This is a genomic window from Pseudomonas sp. GWSMS-1, assembly GCF_049847425.1.
Classification (GTDB): domain Bacteria; phylum Pseudomonadota; class Gammaproteobacteria; order Pseudomonadales; family Pseudomonadaceae; genus Aquipseudomonas.
In genome coordinates this window covers 3,913,968-3,938,341 of record NZ_JBMHHV010000005.1, presented here as the reverse complement: position 1 = coordinate 3,938,341, position 24,374 = coordinate 3,913,968, and the positions used below count along the sequence as shown (strand labels likewise).

The 24,374-nt window shown below is 55.3% G+C and carries 19 protein-coding genes and 1 pseudogene; 15 read left to right on the top strand and 5 right to left on the bottom strand.

Features of this window, described 5'->3' with window-relative positions; all coding sequences use genetic code 11:
- Nucleotides 1–21: 21 nt before the first annotated feature.
- Nucleotides 22–5,436: a DEAD/DEAH box helicase gene (locus tag ACEPAJ_RS21950; protein ID WP_425917914.1), complete on the top strand. Its 5,415-nt coding sequence runs from the start codon at nt 22–24 to the stop codon at nt 5,434–5,436.
- A 478-nt stretch (nt 5,437–5,914) separates the two neighbouring features.
- Here ACEPAJ_RS21950 and gyrB read toward each other — a convergent pair whose 3' ends face one another.
- From gyrB to dnaA, 4 genes are read right to left on the bottom strand one after another with little or no spacing between them, the layout of a single operon-like run.
- The gene (gyrB, locus tag ACEPAJ_RS21945) at nt 5,915–8,332 is read right to left on the bottom strand and encodes a DNA topoisomerase (ATP-hydrolyzing) subunit B (RefSeq protein WP_425917912.1); all 2,418 of its coding nucleotides are present in this window, start codon (nt 8,330–8,332) and stop codon (nt 5,915–5,917) included.
- A gap of 4 nt (nt 8,333–8,336) precedes the next feature.
- Nucleotides 8,337–9,440 (bottom strand): DNA replication/repair protein RecF, encoded by a 1,104-nt coding sequence (recF, locus tag ACEPAJ_RS21940; RefSeq protein ID WP_425917910.1) that lies wholly within the window; start codon nt 9,438–9,440, stop codon nt 8,337–8,339.
- Nucleotides 9,441–9,447: 7 nt separating this feature from the next.
- A complete protein-coding gene (gene dnaN / locus ACEPAJ_RS21935) occupies nt 9,448–10,551 on the bottom strand; it encodes a DNA polymerase III subunit beta (protein ID WP_425917908.1) in 1,104 nt (367 codons plus the stop codon).
- A 32-nt stretch (nt 10,552–10,583) separates the two neighbouring features.
- Nucleotides 10,584–12,062, bottom strand: a complete 1,479-nt coding sequence (gene dnaA, locus ACEPAJ_RS21930; RefSeq protein ID WP_425917906.1) for a chromosomal replication initiator protein DnaA — start codon at nt 12,060–12,062, stop codon at nt 10,584–10,586.
- 522 nt (nt 12,063–12,584) lie between these two features.
- Between dnaA and rpmH the strand changes: the two genes are divergently transcribed.
- The 5 genes and pseudogenes from rpmH to mnmE all read left to right on the top strand — a co-directional run bounded on the left by rpmH (nt 12,585) and on the right by mnmE (nt 16,569).
- A complete protein-coding gene (gene rpmH / locus ACEPAJ_RS21925; protein ID WP_090240950.1) occupies nt 12,585–12,719 on the top strand; it encodes a 50S ribosomal protein L34 in 135 nt (44 codons plus the stop codon).
- Nucleotides 12,720–12,733: 14 nt separating this feature from the next.
- Nucleotides 12,734–13,134, top strand: a pseudogene (rnpA, locus tag ACEPAJ_RS21920) (ribonuclease P protein component).
- Nucleotides 13,127–13,372 (top strand): membrane protein insertion efficiency factor YidD, encoded by a 246-nt coding sequence (gene yidD, locus ACEPAJ_RS21915; protein WP_274088516.1) that lies wholly within the window; start codon nt 13,127–13,129, stop codon nt 13,370–13,372. Before rnpA ends, yidD begins: the two are co-directional and overlap by 8 nt.
- A gap of 2 nt (nt 13,373–13,374) precedes the next feature.
- A complete protein-coding gene (gene yidC, locus ACEPAJ_RS21910) occupies nt 13,375–15,126 on the top strand; it encodes a membrane protein insertase YidC (RefSeq protein WP_425917903.1) in 1,752 nt (583 codons plus the stop codon).
- A 75-nt stretch (nt 15,127–15,201) separates the two neighbouring features.
- A complete protein-coding gene (mnmE, locus tag ACEPAJ_RS21905) occupies nt 15,202–16,569 on the top strand; it encodes a tRNA uridine-5-carboxymethylaminomethyl(34) synthesis GTPase MnmE (RefSeq protein ID WP_425917901.1) in 1,368 nt (455 codons plus the stop codon).
- Between the two features lie 247 nt (nt 16,570–16,816).
- Here the strand turns inward: mnmE and ACEPAJ_RS21900 are convergent, their stop codons facing one another.
- The gene (locus ACEPAJ_RS21900; protein ID WP_425917899.1) at nt 16,817–17,065 is read right to left on the bottom strand and encodes a hypothetical protein; all 249 of its coding nucleotides are present in this window, start codon (nt 17,063–17,065) and stop codon (nt 16,817–16,819) included.
- A gap of 162 nt (nt 17,066–17,227) precedes the next feature.
- On the opposite strand from ACEPAJ_RS21900, the gene mnmG reads away from it, so the two are divergent.
- The 9 genes from mnmG (at nt 17,228) to ACEPAJ_RS21855 (ending at nt 24,367) form a co-directional block, all read left to right on the top strand.
- Nucleotides 17,228–19,120 (top strand): tRNA uridine-5-carboxymethylaminomethyl(34) synthesis enzyme MnmG, encoded by a 1,893-nt coding sequence (gene mnmG, locus ACEPAJ_RS21895; RefSeq protein ID WP_425917897.1) that lies wholly within the window; start codon nt 17,228–17,230, stop codon nt 19,118–19,120.
- Nucleotides 19,120–19,767 carry a 16S rRNA (guanine(527)-N(7))-methyltransferase RsmG gene (rsmG, locus tag ACEPAJ_RS21890; protein WP_425917895.1) on the top strand — a complete coding sequence of 216 codons (648 nt, stop codon included), beginning with the start codon at nt 19,120–19,122 and terminating at the stop codon, nt 19,765–19,767. Before mnmG ends, rsmG begins: the two co-directional genes overlap by 1 nt.
- Before the next feature lie 13 nt (nt 19,768–19,780).
- On the top strand, nt 19,781–20,569 hold the full coding sequence (locus ACEPAJ_RS21885) for a ParA family protein (RefSeq protein WP_274088521.1): 789 nt from the start codon (nt 19,781–19,783) through the stop codon (nt 20,567–20,569).
- 10 nt (nt 20,570–20,579) lie between these two features.
- Complete coding sequence (locus ACEPAJ_RS21880) at nt 20,580–21,452, top strand: ParB/RepB/Spo0J family partition protein (RefSeq protein ID WP_274088522.1); 873 nt, start codon at nt 20,580–20,582, stop codon at nt 21,450–21,452.
- Between the two features lie 156 nt (nt 21,453–21,608).
- On the top strand, nt 21,609–22,016 hold the full coding sequence (locus ACEPAJ_RS21875; protein ID WP_425917892.1) for a F0F1 ATP synthase subunit I: 408 nt from the start codon (nt 21,609–21,611) through the stop codon (nt 22,014–22,016).
- Between the two features lie 16 nt (nt 22,017–22,032).
- The gene (atpB, locus tag ACEPAJ_RS21870; RefSeq protein ID WP_425917890.1) at nt 22,033–22,902 is read left to right on the top strand and encodes a F0F1 ATP synthase subunit A; all 870 of its coding nucleotides are present in this window, start codon (nt 22,033–22,035) and stop codon (nt 22,900–22,902) included.
- A gap of 115 nt (nt 22,903–23,017) precedes the next feature.
- Entirely contained in the window at nt 23,018–23,275 is a 258-nt protein-coding gene (gene atpE, locus ACEPAJ_RS21865; protein ID WP_002555987.1) for a F0F1 ATP synthase subunit C, read from the top strand.
- A 70-nt stretch (nt 23,276–23,345) separates the two neighbouring features.
- A complete protein-coding gene (locus ACEPAJ_RS21860) occupies nt 23,346–23,816 on the top strand; it encodes a F0F1 ATP synthase subunit B (protein ID WP_090240971.1) in 471 nt (156 codons plus the stop codon).
- A 14-nt stretch (nt 23,817–23,830) separates the two neighbouring features.
- Nucleotides 23,831–24,367, top strand: a complete 537-nt coding sequence (locus tag ACEPAJ_RS21855; RefSeq protein WP_425917885.1) for a F0F1 ATP synthase subunit delta — start codon at nt 23,831–23,833, stop codon at nt 24,365–24,367.
- Nucleotides 24,368–24,374 lie beyond the last annotated feature (7 nt).

The window sequence follows — 24,374 nt, the reverse complement described above, 5'->3', positions numbered from 1 at the left end:
ATCGCAGGGAGCGCTGTTCTGATGCTCAACCCCATTACCTATACCGAGGACGTGGTCAGCGACTTTTTGCGCTACCAACTCAGCACCTATGCCTTGGCTGATGAAAGCCTGTATCGGCAAATGCGCGAGCTGCTCAACCTGGAGCAGTCGCGCAATACACCACTGCTGAAAGGCCCGTACATCTCTCTGTCACGCACTTTCATGAAAGGTGCCAGCCTGGATCAGCTTGTCAGCGAAGGGGTGCTGCATCCTCATATAAAGCAGCTTTCGCCATACCCCTCGGCCTACCTCCACCAGGAGCAGGCCTTCCGTTCCCTCCATACCGGTAAAACCACTCTGGTGGCTACCGGTACCGGCTCGGGCAAGACGGAGTCCTTCTTACTGCCAATTATCAGCCGTTGCTTGCAACTGCGAGACGACGACACTGAGGCGGGTATTACAGCAGTAATCGTCTACCCAATGAACGCCTTAGCTGAAGACCAGTTGCAACGCATGCGCGAGCTATTGGTAGGCACTGGTGTGACCTTCGGTATGTATGTGGGTAAGACACCACGTACCGATGCTGAGGTAAATGGGGTACGTCTTGCTCCCGGCAGTACGGTAGTGGACTACCGCAACAAGCTGGCAGAAATGCAGCAGAAGAAAATGGATGTGGCCCTGCACCCAGCTGAGGAGCGTGTTAGTCGCGAGGCGATGCGTACTTCAGGCCAACAGCCGCGCATTTTGCTGACCAACGTCAAGCAGCTGGAGCTGCTGCTGACACGACAGCATGATCTGGAGTTATTCGACAACGCCCGTTTGGAGTTTCTGGTATTCGACGAAGCACACACCTTTACCGGTGCCAACGGTGCCGAAACAGCGTGCCTAATCCGTCGCCTTCGGGCTTATTGCGGCAAGGACGTACATAGCACTACTTGCGTTGCTACCTCCGCCACCATAGCCGACCCCAAACAAGGCCTAGAGGCAGGGCGCGAGTTTGCCAGTCGCTTCTTCGGTGTTGATGGCAACCAAGTCGAACTAGTAGGAGAGTCTTACGAGGACGATCTTTGGGGAGAGCCGCGCTCAGTCAGCGCTCCCTTCCATGGCGACCAGGCCGTTCAACTTAAGACCGTCATGCAGATGCTGAGTCAGGTGGATCGAGCGGAGGCAACAGCGGCAGATATTCAGTCCTTCCGCGTTTGGTTCCAGAGTACCAGCGGTACCCGTATGCCCGATGACAACTGGCGCGAAGCCTTGCACCAGTGGCTAAGCCACAACGAAGTGGTTTATCAGGTAGCTGAAACCTTGCGTCGTCCGCAACGAATTGATGCTTTGTTGGAGCGGTTGGGGCAGACACTGGGACGCCCCGTCACAGAGGAAGAAATCCTCATTTGGCTTGCGTTGGGTGCTGCTGCGCGTAGTGGCGAGCGTCCTTTGCTACGCCCTGTGGTGCATGGCTTTGTTCGGGGTGTCAGTGGTGCCGTAGTAACTTTTCCGGACAACAGCACGGAGGCCAAACTCTGGCTTTCTGCCGAAGATGCATTAAATGAAACTGAAGAACTCCATCGTTTCCCGCTGTCCTCCTGTACCACCTGCGGTCAGCACTATTTCGAGCATGGACTGGAAGACTTCAACTTCACTGCCGACTCTCCGGGAGGTGGCTCTGCTGAGGGCAAAGCGCGGGTCTGGCGAGCAACTGATATCAACCTAGGCGGTGTGCGCGCCTTGTCGCTAGACCATCAAGTCGGCGGTGATGGTGAGGAAGAACCGAGTCGTACCGAGACCCTATTCGTCTGCCGCTATTGCGGTACCTCTCATGATCAACAGCTTGCTGAATGCATTGGTTGCGGACGAAAGAAAACGTTCAAGCCGCTGTATTTCGTCCAACAGAAAGAAGAGCACATCGGCAAGCTAACGCGCTGTGTCTCTTGTGGCGCTCATGGTCGACGTTTTATTGGTGCCTATCGTGAACCTGCTAGGCCAGTACGTGCCACTGGCGTGGCGGATGTGCATGTATTAGCGCAAAGCATGATTCATCGGGCGGAACGTCGGCGTCTGTTGGTATTCGCTGACAACCGACAAGATGCAGCCTTTCAGGCTGGCTGGATGCAGGATCGCTCACGGCGATATCGCTTGCGCGAGCTGATCTACAAAAAACTACGTGAAGGCGCGATTTCTCTAAGCGATCTAACCCTATGGTTGGATCGGTATCTGGATGCGGATGACGAGCTTTCACGGGCATTGATTCCTGAAGTATGGCGGGTCGAACCCAAGTCGCAAACCGGCCTGGCACATGGCGAGGAGCGCAAGTGGTTTCTACGTATACAGATCATCCGCGAACTAACTATGGGAGCCCGGCAAAGCACTGGCCTGGAACCACTAGGGCGCCTGAAGATTGCCTATCAAGGCCTCGATGCCGAATTGCCGGTAATTCTAAAGTGGGCTAACCGCCTCGGTTGTAAAGCTGATGTGTTAGCCGATGGCATAGCTTCTCTGCTTGATGCGGCACGTTCGCGGCGTATGGTCTTCGATACGGTAACTCGGGCCTACTCCAAGTTCTGGTTAGATGGCGAGAAAGAAGTATTGCGTGGCTATCTACCTTCTATGAAGGGGGTTCCCGAAGCACTGGTATTCCAACGTGATGGTCAGCACGAAGCTGGACGTATCAAGCAGTGGTTCAGCAGCTATGGAAGTGTCGCCCAACAAGCCGCCCTGGCCTGGGGTGTCCACACAGATGATGTAGAGCCTTTCCTGCGCGATGTCTGGAATCTATGCACAAAAGACCTGGAGGTACTGGCCAGTGTCCAGCTCAAGGGTGCTCGGGACAAGAATCTCCCAGGGTGCCATGGTAGCGTCCAGGTCGACGTGGATCGCCTGATGCTCGTGCCGGGTGAGGGCATGTATCGTTGCCAAACCTGTCGCCGGCTGCATACCCGCGCAAACCCCGGCATGTCGTGTATGGCATGGCGATGCAAAGGCAAGTTAGCCTTTGAACCGGAAAACCCTGACAACTATGACCTTCTCTTGCTGGATCAGGAGTTCGCCATGCTGCGAGCCCGCGAGCACTCTGCTCAGATTCCCGGCCCAGAGCGCGAACGGATCGAGAATGCCTTCAAAGGCGACAACGAGAGGATCAATACCCTGGTATGTACCCCGACACTTGAGATGGGGGTCAACATTGGGGCTCTGGATGCGGTACTAATGCGTAACGTACCACCACTCCCTGCCAATTACTGGCAGCGTGCTGGGCGTGCAGGACGCCAATTCCGCATGGCCCTAGATATCACCTATGCACGACCTACCAGCCATGATCGAGCTTACTTTAACGACCCTCTGAAAATGCTTGAGGGTCTAGTTGAGCCTCCTAGTTTCAATTTGCGTAACCCTGTCATGGTTGGCAAGCATGTTCATGCCACCGTATTGACCACGCTATTCAAAATGCTGCGTGAGCAATCACTACCCCCGTTGGCCCTTGATGCTCTAACCAATGCGCTGCGTGATTGTTTACCAAGCCAGATCAAACCCTACCTGTTTACCGCTGAAGGGTATGTACGCGATAAGCCGTTCTCGGTTCATTCGCTACAAGCTCAAATAGTTCTACATCAGGACACTTTGCGCCAAGCGGTGCTGGCAGCTTTCAATCAGGGCTGGCCACGTAGCGACCTAGAGGTCGTGGATGATGCCCGTATTGAAGAAATCATCGACAGTTTTTCCGATCAATTGCAGGGGGTCGTTGATCGCCTGTTTCAGCGTTTGCAGTGGGCGCTGAACCAGCTGGAACGCTTACGTAAAGTAGCTTCCAACAAAGGCGCTCTAGATGCTGACGAAGAGGCATTGCGTGGCCGTTGCGAACGCTTAGTAAAAAAACTCAAAGGAGAGGCTAAGCGCAACAAAACCCAGGCGGAAGGGGTGGATGAGACCAATACTTATGGCGTTCTGGCTGCTGAAGGTTTCCTCCCCGGCTATGGACTAGATACAGGGGCTGTGACGCTGACCCATGTAGCCCCCCGTTTTGGTTCAGATATTTCCGACTGGGAGCTGCGCCGTAATAGCGCTTTGGCTGTGCGTGAATATGTGCCTGGCAATCTAATTTATGCCAATGCCCATAAGTTCGTGCCGCGCATCTTTCACCTTGTGCCTGAAGAACCTCTGGTGTTCTCGGTGGATGTGGGAAATGGAGCCATCCAGGAAACTGGTGGAGCTGCGAAGAAAGCAGAAAGCCAGGTTGAATCGATGGGGGCCACACACATTCTTGGCGTAGCTGTATGTGATGTGGATGCACCTCACCACTCCTATATCTCGGATGATGAAGACTATCGATTCCAGATGCCCGTAGCTGTGTTTGGTCAGGATCAGGGGCGACACTCAGGCGGTGCAGCCTATGAGTGGGGCAACAGCCTGCTACACCTGAAGCGAGGCATGCATATGCGGCTGGTCAACGTAGGGGCATCTAGCCAAGTGAAATCTGGCGGATTGCTCGGCTATCCGTTGTGTTTGGTATGTGGTGCCAGTCGCTCACCAATGAGCACGCAGAAAGAGCTGGATACTTTCAGTGAGCTGCACCAGGAGCGATGTGGTAGCCCAACCCAAAACATCAGCTTCTATGCCGAAGTCGTAGCGGATGCTTTGCTATTGCCTAATTGCGCCTCACAGGAGGTAGCCTACAGCTTGATGGAGGCTCTCCGTCAAGGAGCAGCGGAAGTGTTGGACATGGAGATATCTGACCTCCAGGTACAAGTGTTCGGCAAGCCTGCTAGCGAGATGGTTGATGCTTTGCTCTATGACCCAATGCCAGGAGGTTCTGGTTTGCTGGAGCAGGTGCTTGAGCACTGGCCACAAGTCGTAGCAGCAGCACGAGGTCTAGTTGAAGGGTGCCCTGCGGCCTGTGACACCTCATGCGTGGACTGCCTCCAACACTTCCGTAACTCGTTCTATCACAACAACCTTAACCGGCATACGGCCCTAGAGTACTTGCGCGAATGGGGTGATGGGCTGCGCTTTGGCCATGACATCGCACCTGTTCTGCCTGATGAGACACTGATCCAGCAACCGGGAAATGCACCGGAACAACAGCTAGTTGCATTGTTGAAATCCGCTGGACTGACGAACTTCGAAACCGAAAGACCCATTGAGCTTTCAGGTGGAGTAGTGACTCGTCCGGATGTCTATTTCCACGAGCCCAATGATCAGTACGATGGGGTCTGCATCTATCTCGATGGTATGAGCAGTCACCTACACGGTAATGCTCAAACTGCGGTGAAGGATCGGCAGATCCGGCAAGAGCTGTTAAATACGGATTTCGAAGTGATCGAAGTGCAGTACCAAGAGCTATTCGATAAGACCGTAATGCGTTCTCACATGCGGCGAATTGCCAGAGCCGTTGTCGGTAAGAACAAAGCTAAGGAATTGGAAGCAGACGACAGTTGGTTTGATTCCGCCGAGGCCTCAAGGGATTGACCTCTCTTTACCACCAGCCAACGCTGGTTGCCTGAACGCAAAAATGAAAACCCCTGCTGGTCATTAGCCAGCAGGGGTTTTCTTTTAGAGCATATAACTTTGGCCGAAACGACGATTAACTTTGCCCACCTACAGCAGGGTGGCTCAGCATGCAGTTCGTTTTAATGAACCCGCAAGCGAGTCGCACTCGACTCCCCATCACCATTTTGGGGGCTGATGGGCGACGCTGTTTTGATCGGCACTAATTGCCGCGCGTCTTTCACTCCCAAAAACTCCCAGATTTTTGCACTCTCAAAACGAGATTTTCCGGGCTTGCCCTGTAGCTTCACTACAGAAGTCGCTTACTGGACATTACTAAGCTGCATCTAAAGCACTGATCCAGAAAGAAAAACCCCGGCGCTAGGCCGGGGTAGTGGCAGATTTCATCATGACAATAACTCGCACAATCATGACAATTAACCTGCCCGTCGACAAAAAGTTAGAAGTCTAGATTGGATACCGCCAGTGCGTTGGTCTCAATAAAGTCCCTACGTGGCTCTACAGCGTCGCCCATCAAGGTGTTGAAGATCTGATCGGCAGCAATCGCGTCTTCAATACGCACCTTGAGCATGCGGCGCACTTCGGGGTCCATGGTGGTTTCCCAGAGTTGATCCGGGTTCATTTCACCGAGACCTTTATAGCGCTGAATGCTGTGACGCTTAGTGCTTTCTGCCATCAACCAGGCCAGCGCCTCTTTGAAGGTAGTTACAGCTTTCTTACGCTCGCCGCGCTGCACATAGGCACCGTCTTCCAACAGGCTATTGAGCTGATCACCGAGGGTGGTAACGGTTTTGTAGTCATTACTGGCGAAGAAATCGCGGTTAAAAATGATGTAGCTAGAGACACCGTGCGACACCAACTCAACCTGTGGCAACCATACGTGACGTTCCTGGTCTTCGTGCAGGCTAGTTTTGTACACCAGGCCCGACTTCTCCATGCCTTTCAGGCGCGCATCGAGCAGACCAAGCCAATGCTCCATGGCCTCTTTATCTGCCAATTGCTCGGCTTCGACACGCGGGATGTAGACGAAGTGCTCGGTGAGCTCCAACGGGTACAAACGCGACAAGCGATTGAGAGTCTTCATCACCAGGCGGTAATCGTTGACCAGGGTTTCCAACGCGCTGCCGGACAGGCCTGGGGCGCTTTCGTTGACGTGCAGGCTGGCGTCTTCCAAGGCCGATTGAGTCATGTATTCCTCCATGGCCTCATCGTCTTTGATGTACTGCTCCTGCTTGCCCTTCTTAACCTTATACAGCGGCGGCTGGGCAATATAGATGTAACCACGCTCTACCAGCTCCGGCAGCTGACGGAAGAAGAAGGTCAGCAGAAGGGTACGGATGTGCGAACCGTCGACGTCGGCGTCGGTCATGATGATGATGTTGTGATAGCGCAGCTTGTCGATGTTGTATTCATCGCGGCCGATACCGCAACCCAGAGCCGTGATCAGGGTGCCAACTTCCTGGGAGGAAATCATTTTGTCGAAACGGGCTTTCTCGACGTTGAGGATCTTGCCTTTGAGCGGCAGGATCGCCTGAGTCTTGCGGTTACGGCCCTGCTTAGCAGAACCGCCCGCGGAGTCCCCTTCCACGATGTAGAGTTCGGAAAGGGCAGGGTCTTTCTCCTGGCAGTCAGCCAGTTTGCCTGGCAAGCCGGCGATATCCAGCGCACCTTTACGACGAGTCATTTCACGGGCTTTACGCGCCGCTTCACGAGCACGCGCAGCATCAATCATTTTGCCAACCACGAGCTTGGCTTCGTTGGGGTTTTCCAACAGGAAGTCAGAGAAATACTTGCCCATCTCCTGCTCGACCGCTGTTTTGACTTCGCTGGAAACCAACTTGTCTTTAGTCTGCGAGCTGAATTTTGGGTCTGGAACTTTAACCGAAATAATCGCTGTCAGGCCTTCGCGCGCATCATCACCGGTGGTGGCGATCTTGTGCTTCTTGGCCAGGCCTTCCTGCTCGATATAAGCATTCAGGTTACGCGTCAACGCCGAGCGGAAGCCCGCCAGGTGGGTACCACCGTCACGCTGGGGAATGTTGTTGGTGAAGCACAACAGGTTTTCGTTGAAGCTGTCGTTCCACTGCAGCGCCACTTCGACGCCAATGCCATCTTCACGCTGAATGCTGAAGTGGAATACTTGGTTAACTGCTGTCTTGTTTTGGTTGAGGTATTCAACGAAGGCACGCAGACCGCCTTCATACTTGAACAACTCTTCCTTACCGCTGCGCTCATCCTTAAGGAAGATACCCACACCGGAGTTGAGGAACGACAATTCGCGCAGACGCTTGGCCAAGATATCCCAGCTGAAATGGATATTGGCAAAGGTATCTTCAGACGGTTTGAAGTGAATTTGCGTACCGGTGGTATCGCTATCGCCCACGGGTGCAATGGGCGCCTGCGGGACGCCGTGTACGTAGGTTTGCTCCCAGATCTTGCCAGCGCGGCGAATGGTCATCACCAACTCTCTGGACAATGCATTCACGACGGAAACACCTACGCCGTGAAGGCCGCCGGAGACCTTATAGCTGTTGTCGTCGAACTTACCGCCTGCGTGCAGCACGGTCATGATCACTTCAGCAGCTGAAACGCCTTCTTCCTTGTGGATATCCACCGGAATACCGCGGCCGTTGTCGCGCACACTGATGGATTCATCCGGGTGGATGGTGATGGTGATTTCACTGCAATGCCCAGCCAACGCCTCGTCAATCGAGTTGTCGACCACCTCGAACACCATGTGATGCAGACCGCTGCCATCGTCGGTATCGCCGATGTACATACCAGGCCGCTTGCGTACGGCATCCAGGCCCTTGAGGACCTTAATGTTATTGGAGTCGTACGTTTGGTTTTCGCTCATGCCTTCACTCCCGGTGGTCGTGGGTCTGGGTAATGCCACCATGTTCCACGTGGAACATGGCAACTGGCGTATCCGTGCGCCAGCCTTCCCTCAACAATTCATGGTCTACACAGGTGATAAATACCTGGCAGTGCAAGTCTTCCAACAATCGGCACAAGGCACGTCGATGCTGTTCATCCAGTTCTGACGGCAGGTCATCCACCAGATAGATGCATTGGCCGTGCTTGGCCTGATTGACTAAATGGCCCTGCGCAATGCGCAAGGCACATACAACTAACTTCTGCTGGCCGCGTGAGAGTATCTCGGCGGCATTGTGCGCCCCCAGCCGTAGCCGTAAATCGGCGCGCTGAGGACCCGCTTGGGTATGCCCCAATTGCTGATCGCGGGGAAGGGTAGTGGCCAACACTGTGTTGAGCTCACGGTCTTTATCCCATCCGCGGTAGTAACTAAGGGTCAAACCTTCAAGCTCGACTAACTCATTCAGGGTGCGCTCAAAAACCGGTTTCAGGGCCTGAATATAGGCACGCCGGTAACCGTCAATTTCGTCGCTGGCCAGGCACAATTCACGGTCCCAGGCCGCCTGTGAAGCGGCGTCAAGTGTACCATGCCGCAGCCATGAGTTTCGCTGACGCAGGGCCTTCTGCAGCCGCTGCCAGGCGGGTAGAAAACGAGGTTCCACGTGGAACACACCCCAATCGAGAAACTGCCTTCTGATCTTCGGCGCGCCTTCAAGCAAACGAAAGCTATCAGGGTTGATCAGCTGAAGCGGTAAGGTTTCTGCGAGTTGCGCAGCGCTACGTGCATTTTGCCCGTCGATACGAATCTGAAACTCACCCTGACGATCCCGAGAAACGCCGAGGTTGCTTTGCCGGCCATCAGACATCTGCACCTGACCAAAGATGGTGCAGGCAGGCTGATCGTATTGAATAACCGGAAGCAAGCGAATGCTACGAAATGAGCGGGCCAGACCCAGCAAATGAATCGCTTCAAGCACGCTGGTTTTGCCGCTTCCATTGTCGCCGGAAAGGATATTGATTCTCGGGGAGGGGGAGAGGGTCACCGGGTGCAAATTACGCACCGCGGTGACAGTGAAGCGAGTAAGGGACATTCAGCAGTTACAGACGCATCGGCATAACGACATAGGACGAATCATCGTTGTCGGCTTCCTGAACCAGGGCACTGCTGTTGGCATCAGAAAGAATCAAACGAACTTGGTCGGTGGTCATCACGCTCAGTACGTCGAGCAAATAGCTGACGTTAAAACCGATTTCCAACGCATTGCCGTTGTAGTCGACGGCGATCTCTTCTTCGGCTTCTTCCTGCTCAGGGTTATTGGCCTGAATTTTTAGCAAGCCAGACTCTAGCTGCAGACGAATACCACGGTACTTCTCGTTGGACAGAATGGCAGTACGGCTAAACGCTTCACGCAGACCCTGGCGATCAGCGACAACCAGTTTGTCGCCACCGCGTGGCAACACACGCTCGTAATCAGGGAACTTGCCGTCGACCAGTTTCGAGGTAAAGGTGAATTCACCTGTGGTGGCACGGATATGGTGCTGGCCGAGGACGATGCTCACGCTGCCATCCTGCTCAGTGAGCAGGCGAGCCATCTCAAGAATACCTTTGCGCGGGACGATGACCTGGTGGCGTTCAACCTGCTCGATGGCAGCGTCCATCGAACACATGGCTAAGCGGTGACCATCAGTGGCGACTGCACGAAGAATCCCGGTCTGCACTTCCAGCAGCATACCGTTGAGGTAATAACGCACGTCCTGCTGGGCCATAGCAAAGCTGGTGCGCTCGATCAAACGACGCAATTTACTTTGCACCAGGCTGAAGGTCAGCGAGCCTGGGCCTTCTTCAACAGTCGGGAAATCATTAGCGGGCAGGGTCGACAGGCTGAAGCGGCTGCGCCCCGCCTTGATCAGTAGCTTCTGCTCATCAATACGAATGTCGATCAAAGCATCGCTGGGCAGGCTCTTACAAATGTCCATCAGCTTGCGTGCCGGTACGGTGATTTCACCGGACTCAGCAGGCTCTTCCAGCGTGACGCGCCCGACCAGTTCAACCTCAAGGTCTGTACCGGTCAATGACAGCTGCTGGCCTTCAACCACCAGCAGAACATTCGAGAGAACCGGCAAGGTCTGACGGCGTTCCACGACGCCGGCGACCAGTTGCAGAGGTTTCAACAAGGCTTCGCGTTGAATGGTGAAATGCATGGTCTAGTCCCTTGCCTAGTGGAGTTGCGTAGTTAGGTAGTTAGCGTACGCAGCAAATTCTTGTAGTCCTCGCGGATATCCGCGTCGGATTCCTTAAGTTCAGCAATCTTACGGCATGCATGCAATACCGTCGTGTGATCACGGCCACCGAATGCATCGCCAATTTCCGGCAGGCTGTGGTTAGTCAGCTCTTTCGACAAGGCCATGGCCACCTGCCGTGGACGCGCAACCGAACGCGAGCGACGCTTGGATAGCAGATCGGAAATCTTGATTTTGTAGTACTCGGCGACCGTGCGCTGAATATTATCGATGCTGACCAGCTTGTCTTGTAGAGCAAGCAGGTCCTTGAGCGACTCACGGATCAGCTCGATGGTAATGTCGCGCCCCATGAAGTGCGAGTGGGCAATCACCCGTTTCAAAGCACCTTCCAGTTCACGCACGTTGGAGCGAATGCGCTGGGCAATAAAGAAGGCGGCGTCATGCGGCAAGTCGACCTTGGCCTGGTCAGCCTTCTTCATCAGAATGGCGACGCGGGTTTCCAGCTCAGGCGGCTCGACGGCTACCGTAAGGCCCCAACCGAAACGCGACTTGAGACGTTCTTCCAACCCTTCGATTTCTTTCGGGTAACGGTCGCTGGTGAGAATCACCTGCTGACCCCCTTCGAGCAACGCGTTGAAGGTGTGGAAAAATTCTTCCTGGGAACGCTCTTTCTTGGCGAAAAATTGAATGTCATCGATCAGCAGTGCATCCACCGAACGGTAGAAGCGCTTGAATTCGTTGATCGCATTCAACTGCAACGCCTTGACCATATCCGCTACGAAACGCTCGGAATGCAGGTACACCACCTTGGCATTCGGGTTCTTCGCCAGCAGGTGGTTGCCCACCGCATGCATCAAGTGGGTTTTACCCAAGCCTACGCCACCATAAAGAAACAGCGGGTTGTAACCGTGCTTGGGATTATCCGCCACCTGCCAGGCCGCAGCACGCGCCAGTTGGTTAGATTTACCTTCGACAAAGTTATCAAAGGTAAACGTGCGGTTCAGATAACTGGTGTGCTTCAGCCCGCCCTCAACCTGCACCGTACGCTCGGTACGGGCAGGAGCCTGCTGGCTCGCAGCGCCGGCCATAGGATCAAAACTGGCGCGCGAAGGTTCTGTCGCTACAGGCGCCGCTGTGGTGGTCGACTTAGGGACTGGCGCAGGTTGAGGGGCAGGTGTGGGCGCTACCGGTGGCGAACTGACAACAGCCGCTCGCGGCGCTGAACTGCGTTTACTGCCTATTAATAAGGAGAGCGCAGGCACCATACCGTTGGTCCGTTCAGCGAGTAACTCCAACAGGCGGCTGAGGTACTTTTCATTGACCCAGTCGAGCACAAAACGATTGGGCGCATAAACGCGAAGTTCGTCGCCAGCGGCTTCGACCTGCAGCGGACGGATCCAGGTGTTGAATTGCTGAGCAGGCAGCTCATCGCGCAGAAGCTCGACGCACTGCTGCCAAAGTTCCACAGACACGGACATCCCCTAAATCGAAAGGCGCGAGGCAAAAAAGCAGGCGCCATTGTAGCTGTCGGGGCTTGAGTTATCCACATGTAACCTTGCTGATCCACAAGGAAAATCAGGCTGTTAACGACACACAAGGCTAGATCGAGGTGGCCAATAAGCTCTGTGGATAACCTTATACAAGCTCATGGGATAAGCCAGGGGTAAACCCAGTGGAAAACCACCCTGTGGGTAAAATGGCATTCCGTCCCCAGCTTGTGCGCTGCTTCCGCACAGTTGCAACACGTCTTTTCGACAGACTTACCCTTGGCTGAACAGCCCGAATCGTTTGCGCTTCAGGTACTTATGCACAGATAAGTGGCTTACTAAGAGTTACTAACACTACAAAAGATCTTTAAATATTCTTTTCTCTATATTTCTTTATGCAGGAAAGCATGGTTTGAAATTGACCTGACCCTCGGGTTTCTCTAGAATCCCCGGTCTCTTAAAACGGGGGCCATTCCGGCCCGTAGTCGACCACCCAGGTACCGCATCATGAAACGTACTTTCCAACCCAGCACTATCAAACGCGCTCGCACTCATGGTTTCCGCGCTCGTATGGCTACCAAGAGCGGCCGTGCTGTTCTGCAGCGTCGTCGTGCCAAAGGCCGTAAGCGTCTCGCCGTTTAAATTTCGGTATTGTGGTGAGTCGAGACTTCAGTCGGGAAAAGCGTCTGCTAACCCCCGACAATTCAAGGCAGTCTTCGACTCCCCTAACGGCAAAACTCCGGGCAAAAATGTCCTGCTGCTAGCGCGCAACAATGAGCTTGGTCATCCCCGCTTGGGGCTAGTGATCGGCAAGAAGAGCGTTAAGCTCTCGGTTGAACGCAATCGCCTGAAACGCCAGATCCGCGAATCGTTCCGGCAGAACCAAGATAATTTGGTCGGTTGGGACATCGTAGTGGTGGCGCGCAAAGGCCTTGGTGATCTGGACAATGCTGAGCTGGCACGCCAGTTTGGTAAACTTTGGAAACGCCTCGAACGCAGCAAGCCCAGCCCGGAAGCCGTTGCAACACCCGGGGGGAAAGACAGTCCCCATGCGTAAACTGGTTTTGCTGCCCATCCAGTTTTACCGCTATGCCATCAGCCCCTTGATGGCCAGCCACTGTCGTTTTTACCCAAGTTGTTCTTGCTACGCGCTTGAAGCCATTGAACACCATGGTGTCATGCGCGGTGGCTGGCTGACTCTGCGTCGGCTGGGCCGATGCCATCCGTGGAATCCCGGTGGCTACGACCCGGTTCCCCCCGCGAAAACCTCCCGTTCCTCTTCGATGGCCGAATAATCATGGATATTCAACGCTCGATCCTGATCGTCGCCCTGGCAATCGTGTCCTATATGATGGTTCTTCAGTGGAACCAGGATTACGGTCAAACTGCCCTGCCGACTGAAATTGCCGCGACTAGCAGCACGGTACCTGGCTTGCCAGATACAACCACTGCGAACTCAAACTCAGCTGGCGGCGACGATATTCCGAGCGCAACGACTGCGGTTGAACCAAGCGCAATCAGTGCTGTCTCCACCGCAGCCAACGATGAGCTGATTCGGGTGAAGACCGATGTGCTGGATCTGGCCATCGACCCGCGCGGTGGTGATGTGGTGCAACTGCGTCTGCCGCAATACCCGCGTCGTCAAGACCGTCCAGATGTACCGTTCCAGCTGTTCGACAACGGCGGCGAGCGCACTTACCTGGCACAAAGTGGGTTGATCGGCAGCAATGCACCGGACAAATCCAGCGGTCGTGCCCTGTGGAGCAGCGCGCAAAAAAGCTATGAGCTGGCCGATGGTCAGGATCAACTGCAGGTTGATCTCACGCTCAGCGAAAATGGCGTTAATTACATCAAGCGCTTCACCTTCAAGCGCGGCCTGAACGCTGAATGTTCGGCCAAAGAGCAGTTGCTGAAGAAACCTGGTTGCGTGGATCCGTCTTCTTATCAGATAGACGTCAGCTACCTGATCGACAACCAGAGCGCTCAAGCTTGGAGCGGCAACATGTTTGCCCAGCTCAAGCGCGATGGCAGTGATGATCCATCGTCCACCACGGCAACTGGCACAGCGACCTACCTCGGTGGTGCACTGTGGACAAGCGAAGAGCCGTACAAAAAAGTGTCGATGAAAGACATCGACAAACAAGCCTTCAAAGAAACTGTTCAAGGAGGCTGGGTTGCCTGGCTACAGCATTACTTCGTCACTGCCTGGATTCCAAGCAAAGACAGCACTAACCAAGTACAGACCCGTAAAGACAGCCAAGGCAACTACATTGTCGGCTTTACCGGCCCGGCCATTCAGGTTGCTCCCGGCGCTCAGGGTGAAACCAGTGCAATTCTATATGCCGGCCCGAAGCTACAAGGCCATCTGAAAACCCTGTCTCCAGGTCTTGAGCTGACTGTCGACTACGGCATTCTGTGGTTCCTAGCTCAGCCGATCTTCTGGTTGCTGGAACATATCCACAGCCTGCTGGGTAACTGGGGTTGGTCGATCATCGTTCTGACCATGATCATCAAGCTGATCTTCTTCCCACTGTCTGCCGCCAGCTACAAGTCCATGGCGCGTATGCGGGCCGTGGCGCCTAAGCTGGCAGCACTGAAAGAGCAGTTTGGCGACGATCGGCAAAAAATGTCCCAGGGCATGATGGAGCTGTACAAAAAGGAGAAGATCAATCCACTGGGTGGTTGCTTGCCTATTTTGGTACAGATGCCGGTATTCCTGGCGCTCTACTGGACCTTGTTGGAAAGCGTAGAAATGCGCCAAGCCCCTTGGTTGCTGTGGATAACTGACCTGTCGATTAAAGACCCGTTCTTTATCCTGCCGATTATCATGGGCGCCACCATGTTTATTCAGCAGCAGCTCAACCCGACTCCGCCGGACCCGATGCAAGCCAAGGTTATGAAAATGATGCCAATCATCTTCACCTTCTTCTTCCTCTGGTTCCCTGCAGGTCTGGTGCTGTACTGGGTGGTCAACAACGTCTTGTCCATTGCGCAGCAGTGGTACATTACGCGCAAGATCGAAGCCGCAGCCAAGGCCGCAGATGCCTAAGCCGTGAGCGCTTCTAAGCTGTAACAAACGCCCCTTTTCAGGGGCGTTTTGCTATGTCGTTTTCAGGAGAACCGCATGCCAACCGTGACTGAAACCATTGCCGCCGTCGCTACTGCCCAAGGGCGTGGCGGGGTTGGTATCGTGCGTGTATCCGGCCCTATGGCCGGCCAGCTTGCAGCGGCCATTTGCCAGCGCGATTTGAAACCTCGCTACGCGCATTACGGCCCTTTCTTTGCCGATGCCGAGCAGGTGTTGGATGAAGGATTAGCGTTGTACTTCCCGGGTCCGAACTCCTTTACCGGTGAAGATGTGTTGGAACTGCAGGGGCATGGCGGCCCCGTGGTGCTCGACCTGCTGTTACGCCGCTGTGTACAACTCGGCGCGCGCTTGGCGCGACCGGGTGAATTCAGTGAACGTGCCTTCCTCAATGACAAACTCGACCTGGCTCAGGCCGAAGCCATTGCAGACCTGATCGAGGCCAGCTCTGAACAAGCCGCACGCAATGCCTTGCGTTCACTGCAAGGTGAGTTCTCCCGCCGGGTGCATGGCTTGACTGAACGCCTGATCAGCCTGCGCATTTATGTCGAAGCGGCTATCGATTTTCCTGAAGAAGAAATCGACTTTCTCGCCGATGGCCATGTACTCAGCCTGCTCGAAGGCGTGCGCAACGACCTCGCCGGGGTGCTGCGTGAAGCCGGGCAAGGTGCGCTGCTGCGCGATGGTATGACCGTGGTCATCGCCGGTCGGCCCAACGCCGGTAAATCCAGCCTGCTCAATGCACTGGCTGGACGCGAAGCGGCCATCGTTACTGAGATCGCCGGCACCACACGCGATGTACTGCGCGAACATATCCACATCGATGGTATGCCACTGCACGTAGTGGACACTGCCGGCCTGCGCGATACCGACGATCAAGTCGAGCGGATTGGTGTGGAGCGTGCGCTCAAGGCGATTGGTGAAGCCGATCGCATCCTGCTAGTGGTGGATGCCACAGCCCCGGAAGCGGACGATCCCTTTGCTCTGTGGCCCGAATTTCTTGATCAGCGCCCTGATCCAGCCAAGGTCACCCTGATTCGCAACAAAGCCGACCTGTCGGGCGAGTCGGTGGTACTGGAAGTCAGCAATGACGGCCACGTCACCATCAGCCTGTCGGCCAAATCGACTCAAGGCCTGGACCTGCTGCGTGAACACCTGAAGGCCTGCATGGGTTATGCACAGACCTCAGAGAGCAGCTTCAGCGCCCGTAGGCGTCACCTTGAGGCACTGCGCAAGGCCGCCACTCACCTTGAACATGGCCATACTCAGCTAACCCTCGCAGGCGCCGGAGAACTGCTCGCGGAAGACCTGCGTATGGCGCAACAGGCCTTAGGTGAAATCACCGGGGCCTTTAGCTCCGATGACCTGCTGGGGCGGATCTTTTCCAGCTTCTGTATCGGCAAGTAATCACCGCGTCGGTTAGCGACGGATACCCTTTCGCCTTCAAACAGCGCACTATTTTCAGTGCGTTGCGTACCCATCAGCAGGTCGATATTGCTGATGGGTGACGCCTGGGCGAGCTGTTTATCGTCTTCACTACCTCTCGCCTGTAACTGACCCTCCCTACGCCTCACGCCCACAACTTTTTATTTATGCCGTTCGGGTAGGCGTTTGTGTGGGCGAAAAGTACACCCTTAGTGATTTATTTCGCTGACTAAGCCCTGTGGAAAACTCGACCTAAGCCCTGCTCATAACCCTGTGATAAAACAGAGGATAAACACCCCTGTGGATAACCATCACTTTCATCCACAGCTTGCGTACGGCAATTGAACAGGCTGATGGCAGGATTGGCACAGCCTTTCAAAACTCTGTACATATTGAATTTACTGGCCTGTAGCAATCTATCCACAGAAAAGCCGTTACTCATTAATAAACATAAAAACAAAGCTTTATAAAAATTCATTCTTTTAATCTTTATTAACCGCCTGGTTAAAAAGGCCTTCAGGGCGGCTGGCTATTTTTTGTGCAAAGGCTTCTTTCACACTGGCTAACTCCCTATACTTGCCGCCTTTCCCGCTTTTCAATCCAAAAAGCCCCCCATTTCTCAACAGGCACGAGGTGCGTGGTGGATTTCCCTTCCCGTTTTCAAGTGATCGTCATCGGCGGCGGTCATGCCGGTACCGAAGCTGCACTGGCAGCTGCACGCATGGGGGTAAAAACCCTGCTGCTGACTCATAACGTGGAAACACTTGGGCAGATGAGTTGCAACCCAGCCATTGGCGGGATTGGCAAAAGTCACCTGGTCAAGGAAATCGACGCCCTCGGCGGTGCTATGGCTGAAGCCACAGACCGTGGTGGTATCCAGTTCCGGGTGCTGAACAGCCGCAAAGGCCCAGCCGTTCGCGCCACTCGTGCTCAGGCTGATCGCGTGCTGTACAAAGCGGCCATCCGTGAAACCCTGGAGAACCAAGCCAACCTGTGGATATTTCAGCAGGCAGCCGATGACCTGATCGTCGAAAACGACGAAGTCAAAGGCGTGGTTACGCAAATGGGCCTGCGTTTCTTCGCGGATTCCGTGGTGTTGACCACCGGCACCTTCCTTGGCGGACTTATCCACATTGGTCTGCAGAATTACTCTGGCGGTCGCGCCGGTGATCCACCTTCGATTGCCTTGGCGCAACGTCTACGTGAATTGCCGCTGCGCGTCGGCCGCTTGAAAACCGGAACACCGCCTCGCATTGATGGCCGTTCGGTGGATTTTTCGCTGATGACCGAGCAACCGGGTGACACACCAACGCCGCTGATGTCTTTCCTCGGTCGCGCTGAACAGCAACCGCGTCAGGTCAGTTGCTGGATTACCCACACCAACGCCCGTACCCACGAAATCATTGCCGCCAATCTTGATCGCTCACCGATGTATTCCGGTGTGATCGAAGGCGTCGGCCCGCGTTATTGCCCGTCGATCGAAGACAAGATCCACCGTTTTGCCGACAAGGACAGCCATCAGGTATTTATCGAGCCCGAAGGCCTGAATACCCATGAACTGTATCCGAATGGCATTTCCACCTCGTTGCCGTTCGATGTGCAGTTGCAGATCGTGCGCAGCATCCGCGGGATGGAAAACGCGCATATCGTCCGTCCCGGCTACGCCATCGAGTACGACTACTTCGACCCACGCGATTTGAAGTACAGCCTGGAAACCAAAGTGATTGCCGGGCTGTTTTTCGCCGGGCAGATCAACGGCACCACCGGTTACGAAGAAGCCGGTGCGCAAGGCTTGCTCGCGGGTTGCAACGCTGCGCTGCGCGCCCAGGGCAAAGACAGCTGGTGCCCGCGTCGCGATGAGGCTTACATCGGTGTACTGGTCGATGACCTGATTACCCTGGGTACCCAAGAGCCGTATCGCATGTTCACCTCGCGCGCCGAATACCGGTTGATCCTGCGCGAAGACAACGCTGACTTGCGCCTGACCGAAAAAGGCCGCGAGCTGGGCTTGGTCGATGATGTGCGCTGGGCAGCGTTCGCTGCCAAACGCGAAGCCATTGAGCTGGAAGAACAGCGCCTGAAAAATACCTGGGTGCGCCCGGGTACGACTCAGGGCGATGCGATTGCCGCGCATTTCGGCACACCGCTGACCCACGAATACAACCTGCTCAACCTGCTCGCGCGCCCGGAAATTGATTACGCCGGGCTGGTGACCATCACCGGCGGCGGTGCGCAGGACCCGCAGGTGGCCGAACAGGTCGAGATCAAGACCAAATACGCCGGTTATATTGACCGCCAGCAGGACGAAATTGCCCGGTTGCGCGCCAGTGAAAACACCGCGTTACCGATCGATATCGACTATGCAGGGATTTCCGGGCTGTCCAAGGAAATCCAGCACAAGCTTGGCAACAGCCGTCCAGAAACCCTCGGCCAGGCCTCGCGGATTCCCGGCGTCACCCCGGCAGCGATTTCTTTGCTGCTGATTCACCTAAAAAAACGCACTGCCGGTCAGCAGTTGGAGCACAGCGTTTGATGTCGTTGGTCACTACACGTCACGCCGAAGAGTTGCGCGAAGGCGCCCGCGAACTGGGCGTCGAACTCAGCGTCGAACAGCACGAGCAGTTGCTCGCCTATCTGGCATTGCTGATCAAGTGGAACAAGGCCTACAACCTCACTGCCGTGCGCGATCCGGACGAAATGGTCTCGCGCCATCTGCTCGACAGCCTGTCTGTGGTCGAATATGTGCGAGTGGCTGGGGATAACTGGCTGGACGTCGGCAGCGGCGGTGGTATGCCGGGTATTCCCCTGGCCATCCTGTTTCCCGAGCGCCAGTTCACCCTGCTCGATTCAAACGGCAAGAAGACTCGCTTCCTGACTCAGGTGAAGCTCGAGTTGAAACTGGCCAACCTGCAAGTTATCCACAGCCGCGTTGAAGAATTCACCCCAGTTGTTCCATTCAGCGGGATTTGCTCGAGGGCGTTCAGTTCACTGGAAGATTTCAGCAACTGGACCCGCCATCTCGGCGATGGCAATACCCAATGGCTGGCGATGAAAGGTGTGCACCCGGATGATGAACTGCAGGCCCTGCCTGCAGATTTCCGTCTCACGGCCACCCATGTACTCAAGGTTCCCGGTTGCCAAGGTCAGCGCCATCTGCTGATACTGCGGCGCTCGGTTTAGGGGGAACGGCAGCATGGCTAAGGTATTCGCAATCGCTAACCAGAAAGGCGGGGTGGGTAAAACCACAACCTGCGTGAACCTGGCGGCTTCCCTGGTCGCGACCAAGCGTCGCGTATTGCTGATTGACCTCGATCCACAAGGCAACGCCACCATGGGCAGTGGTGTGGATAAGCATGCGCTGGAGCACTCGATCTATGACGTGCTGATCGGTGAATGCAACCTGGTTGATGCCATGCAGTTCTCCGAACATGGCGGTTATCAACTGCTGCCGGCCAACCGTGACCTGACCGCTGCCGAAGTGTCGCTGTTGGAAATGAATATGAAAGAAAGCCGGCTGCGTAATGCGCTGGCACCGATCCGTGAGAATTACGATTACATCCTCATCGATTGTCCACCGGCACTCTCGATGCTCACCATCAACGCCCTGGTGGCCTCCGATGGCGTGATCATTCCCATGCAGTGTGAGTATTACGCGCTTGAGGGCTTGAGTGACTTGATCAACAGCATCCAGCGTATCGCTGAGTTGCTTAACCCAAGCCTGAAAATCGAAGGCCTGCTGCGCACCATGTATGACCCGCGCATCAGCTTGACCAACGATGTCTCGGCGCAGCTCAAGCAGCACTTCCCTGACACGCTCTACCAAACCGTAATCCCGCGCAATGTGCGCCTGGCCGAGGCGCCAAGCTTTGGTATGCCGGCGCTGGTGTATGACAAAAGTTCCCGCGGGGCCATTGCCTACTTGGCGTTGGCTGGCGAATTGGTCCGCCGCCAGCGTGTTAAAGCGCGCGGCGTAACCGCATAAGGAAATACCCATGGCTGTGAAAAAACGAGGACTGGGACGCGGTCTGGATGCCCTACTGGGCGGTTCAAGCGTCAGCGCATTGAAGGATGAAGCGGCGCAGGTCGACAGCCGTGAACTGCAGTACGTGCCACTGGATTTAATCCAACGCGGCAAATACCAGCCACGTCGCGATATGGACCCCACCGCTCTGGAAGAACTGGCGCAGTCGATCAAAGCCCACGGCGTCATGCAGCCGATCGTGGTGCGGCCGATTGGCGACGGGCGTTTCGAAATCGTCGCCGGTGAACGCCGCTGGCGCGCGAGCCAGCAAGCCGGTCTGGACAAAATCCCGGCCATGGTCCGCGAACTGCCGGATGAAGCGGCCATCGCCATGGCGCTGATCGAGAACATCCAGCGCGAAGACCTCAACCCCATCGAAGAAGCGATGGCGTTGCAGCGTTTGCAGCAAGAGTTCCAACTGACCCAGCAGCAAGTCGCCGACGCTGTGGGTAAATCACGGGTGACCATCAGCAACTTGCTGCGCCTGATTGCCCTGCCGGAAGAGATTAAAACTCTCCTGGCCCATGGCGACTTGGAGATGGGCCATGCCCGCGCTTTGCTCGGTTTACCGGCCGAACAGCAGACCGAAGGTGCGCGACACGTTGTCGCACGCGGTCTCACTGTGCGCCAAACCGAAGCGCTGGTTCGCCAGTGGTTGAACAGCCAAGATAAGCCCGCGACCGAGGTCAAAGCCGACCCGGACATCATCCGCCTGGAACAGCGGCTGGCCGAGCGCCTGGGCTCGCCGGTGCAGATCAAGCATGGGCAGAAAGGCAAAGGTCAGTTGGTGATCAGCTACAGCTCGCTGGATGAACTGCAAGGCGTGCTCGCTCACATTCGTTGAAACAATTGCACGTGTAGCGACTAGTCGGAAATCACTACCCAGCTGTTGAATGGGGGGGAACCGCCCCTATACTCTGCGCGCATTTCGTCGGCACAAACTATGCCAAGTTACTGATTTAAAGTGCCGGCGCCCGAGTTCAGCTTTCAGGAAAACCAGATGGACGTTCGCATGCCGAATCGCCTGCCCTTCCATCAGCTAGCTGTTTTTCCGGTACTGCTGGTGCAGCTCTTGGTTGTGCTGCTTCTGGCTCTGGTGTTGTGGCTGTGGCTAGGCACCGTAGCGGGTTACTCCGGGTTGTGTGGCGGCTTGATTGCTTGGCTGCCGAATGTGTATTTCGCCCACAAGGCGTTCCGGTTTAGTGGAGCGCGGGCTGCTCAAGCCATCGTCCGGTCTTTTTATGCCGGTGAGGCGGGCAAACTGGTTTTAACGGCAGTGCTGTTTGCACTGACCTTTGCAGGTGTGAAGCCTTTAGAGCCGCTAGCGGTATTTGGCGTGTTCTTCCTGACCCAACTGGTCAACTGGTTCGCACCGCTGCTGATGAAAAAAAGACTTTCGAGACCTTAAGGCGTTTGAGGCAACCATGGCAGAACAAACAGCTTCGGGCTATATCCAGCACCACCTGCAGAACCTGACTTACGGGCAACTGCCGAATGGTGATTGGGGCTTTGCCCACACCGCGCAAGAAGCAAAAGAAATGGGCTTTTGGGCGTTCCACGTCGATACCCTCGGCTGGTCCGTTGCCCTTGGCTTATTTTTCGTCCTGCTGTTCCGTATGGCAGCGAAGAAGGCCACCTCCGGTCAACCTGGCGGTCTGCAGAACTTCGTTGAAGTGCTGATCGATTTCGTTGATACCAGCGTCAAAGACAGTTTCCATGGTCGCAGCGCAGTGATTGCACCATTGGCGCTGACGATCTTCGTCTGGGTCTTCCTGATGAACGCCATCGACTTGATCCCGGTCGACTGGATTCCACAGTTGGCGATTCTGATCAGTGGCGATGCGCACATTCCATTCCGCGCCGTTTCCACCACTGACCCGAACGCGACCCTGGGCATGGCCCTGTCGGTATTCGCGCTGATCATTTTCTACAGCATCAAGGTCAAGGGCATTGGCGGCTTTATCGGCGAACTGACCCTGCACCCGTTCGGTAGCAAGAACCTGTTTGTGCAGGCGCTGCTGATCCCGGTCAACTTCCTGCTGGAATTCGTCACCCTGATCGCCAAGCCTATTTCCCTGGCTCTGCGTCTGTTCGGCAACATGTATGCCGGTGAGTTGGTATTTATCCTGATCGCTGTGATGTTCGGCAGCGGTCTGCTCTGGCTGAGTGCCTTGGGCGTTGCCTTGCAGTGGGCGTGGGCGGTATTCCACATCCTGATCATTACCCTGCAAGCGTTCATCTTCATGATGCTGACCATCGTCTATCTGTCGATGGCGCACGAAGACAACCACTAAGAACGCCTAGGCGCTCATAGTGGACGCCCGCAAGGGCACAGAAGCACCGGTTTTGTTTTACCGCTTTACCCTTAGAAAACCTTAACCAATACGACATAAAAAGTCGGGAGGAAAGATGGAAACTGTAGTTGGTCTGACCGCTATCGCTGTAGCACTGCTGATTGGCCTGGGTGCCCTGGGTACCGCCATTGGTTTCGGCCTGCTGGGCGGCAAGTTCCTGGAAGGCGCTGCGCGTCAGCCGGAAATGGTTCCAATGCTGCAAGTGAAAATGTTCATCGTCGCCGGTCTGCTCGACGCCGTGACCATGATCGGTGTTGGTATCGCACTGTTCTTCACCTTCGCGAACCCCTTCGTTGGTCAACTCGCAGGCTAATGCTCTGGAATCCCAGTAATGGGATTTCAAGTAATTGGTTTGACGGACAACGAACGAGCGAGGTGTTGGCGTGAACATTAATGCAACCCTGATTGGCCAGTCCGTTGCCTTCTTCATCTTCGTGCTGTTCTGCATGAAGTACGTGTGGCCTCCGGTCATTACGGCTTTGCAAGAACGTCAGAAGAAGATCGCAGACGGCCTGGATGCTGCTAGCCGTGCGGCTCGTGACCTGGAGTTGGCCCAAGAGAAAGTGGGTCAGCAACTGCGCGAAGCCAAAGGCCAAGCAGCCGAGATCATTGAGCAAGCCAAGAAACGCGGTACCCAGATCGTCGACGAAGCCCGTGAACAGGCTCGCGTCGAAGCTGACCGTGTGAAGGCTCAGGCTCAGGCCGAGATCGAACAGGAAATCAACGGTGTCAAAGACGCGCTGCGTGCCCAACTGGGTAGCCTGGCCGTTAGCGGTGCCGAGAAGATTCTGGGCGCATCTATCGACCAAAACGCGCATGCGGAGCTGGTTTCCAAACTGGCAGCCGAAATTTAAGCGAGGGCGCGATCATGGCAGAACTGACCACGTTGGCCCGACCTTACGCCAAGGCTGCCTTTGAGTATGCTCAGGCCCACCAGCAACTGGCCTCTTGGTCAGCCATGCTCGGCCTGGCTGCAGCGGTGTCGCAAGACAACACCATGCAAAGCCTGCTCAAAGCACCGCGTTTGACGAGTACAGACAAGGCCACCACGTTTAATGACGTGTGTGGTGACAAGTTCGACGCCCAGGTACGCAATTTCATTCACATCGTCGCTGAAAACGATCGCCTGGCCCTGTTGCCAGAGATCGTTGAACTGTTCGAGCTGTACAAAGCCGAGCAGGAAAAATCGATCGACGTGGACGTTACCAGTGCCTTTGCATTGAGCGATGAACAGCAAGACAAACTCGCCAAGGTTCTCAGTGCACGGCTCGGCCGAGAAGTGCGTCTGCACGCCGCGGAGGATGCCACCCTTATTGGTGGTGTCGTTATCCGCGCCGGCGACCTGGTTATCGATGGCTCAGTTCGCGGCAAAATCGCGAAGCTGGCCGAAGCATTGAAATCTTGAGTTTGAA

What these genes read in the sequence shown, in the direction of transcription:
- ACEPAJ_RS21950 (WP_425917914.1), top strand. Translation starts at nt 22, where the DNA reads ATGCTCAACCCCATTACCTATACCGAGGACGTGGTCAGCGACTTTTTG.
- gyrB (WP_425917912.1), bottom strand. Translation starts at nt 8,332, where the DNA reads ATGAGCGAAAACCAAACGTACGACTCCAATAACATTAAGGTCCTCAAG.
- recF (WP_425917910.1), bottom strand. Translation starts at nt 9,440, where the DNA reads ATGTCCCTTACTCGCTTCACTGTCACCGCGGTGCGTAATTTGCACCCG.
- dnaN (WP_425917908.1), bottom strand. Translation starts at nt 10,551, where the DNA reads ATGCATTTCACCATTCAACGCGAAGCCTTGTTGAAACCTCTGCAACTG.
- rpmH (WP_090240950.1), top strand. Translation starts at nt 12,585, where the DNA reads ATGAAACGTACTTTCCAACCCAGCACTATCAAACGCGCTCGCACTCAT.
- yidD (WP_274088516.1), top strand. Translation starts at nt 13,127, where the DNA reads ATGCGTAAACTGGTTTTGCTGCCCATCCAGTTTTACCGCTATGCCATC.
- yidC (WP_425917903.1), top strand. Translation starts at nt 13,375, where the DNA reads ATGGATATTCAACGCTCGATCCTGATCGTCGCCCTGGCAATCGTGTCC.
- mnmE (WP_425917901.1), top strand. Translation starts at nt 15,202, where the DNA reads ATGCCAACCGTGACTGAAACCATTGCCGCCGTCGCTACTGCCCAAGGG.
- ACEPAJ_RS21900 (WP_425917899.1), bottom strand. Translation starts at nt 17,065, where the DNA reads ATGAATTTTTATAAAGCTTTGTTTTTATGTTTATTAATGAGTAACGGC.
- rsmG (WP_425917895.1), top strand. Translation starts at nt 19,120, where the DNA reads ATGTCGTTGGTCACTACACGTCACGCCGAAGAGTTGCGCGAAGGCGCC.
- ACEPAJ_RS21885 (WP_274088521.1), top strand. Translation starts at nt 19,781, where the DNA reads ATGGCTAAGGTATTCGCAATCGCTAACCAGAAAGGCGGGGTGGGTAAA.
- ACEPAJ_RS21880 (WP_274088522.1), top strand. Translation starts at nt 20,580, where the DNA reads ATGGCTGTGAAAAAACGAGGACTGGGACGCGGTCTGGATGCCCTACTG.
- ACEPAJ_RS21875 (WP_425917892.1), top strand. Translation starts at nt 21,609, where the DNA reads ATGGACGTTCGCATGCCGAATCGCCTGCCCTTCCATCAGCTAGCTGTT.
- atpB (WP_425917890.1), top strand. Translation starts at nt 22,033, where the DNA reads ATGGCAGAACAAACAGCTTCGGGCTATATCCAGCACCACCTGCAGAAC.
- atpE (WP_002555987.1), top strand. Translation starts at nt 23,018, where the DNA reads ATGGAAACTGTAGTTGGTCTGACCGCTATCGCTGTAGCACTGCTGATT.
- ACEPAJ_RS21855 (WP_425917885.1), top strand. Translation starts at nt 23,831, where the DNA reads ATGGCAGAACTGACCACGTTGGCCCGACCTTACGCCAAGGCTGCCTTT.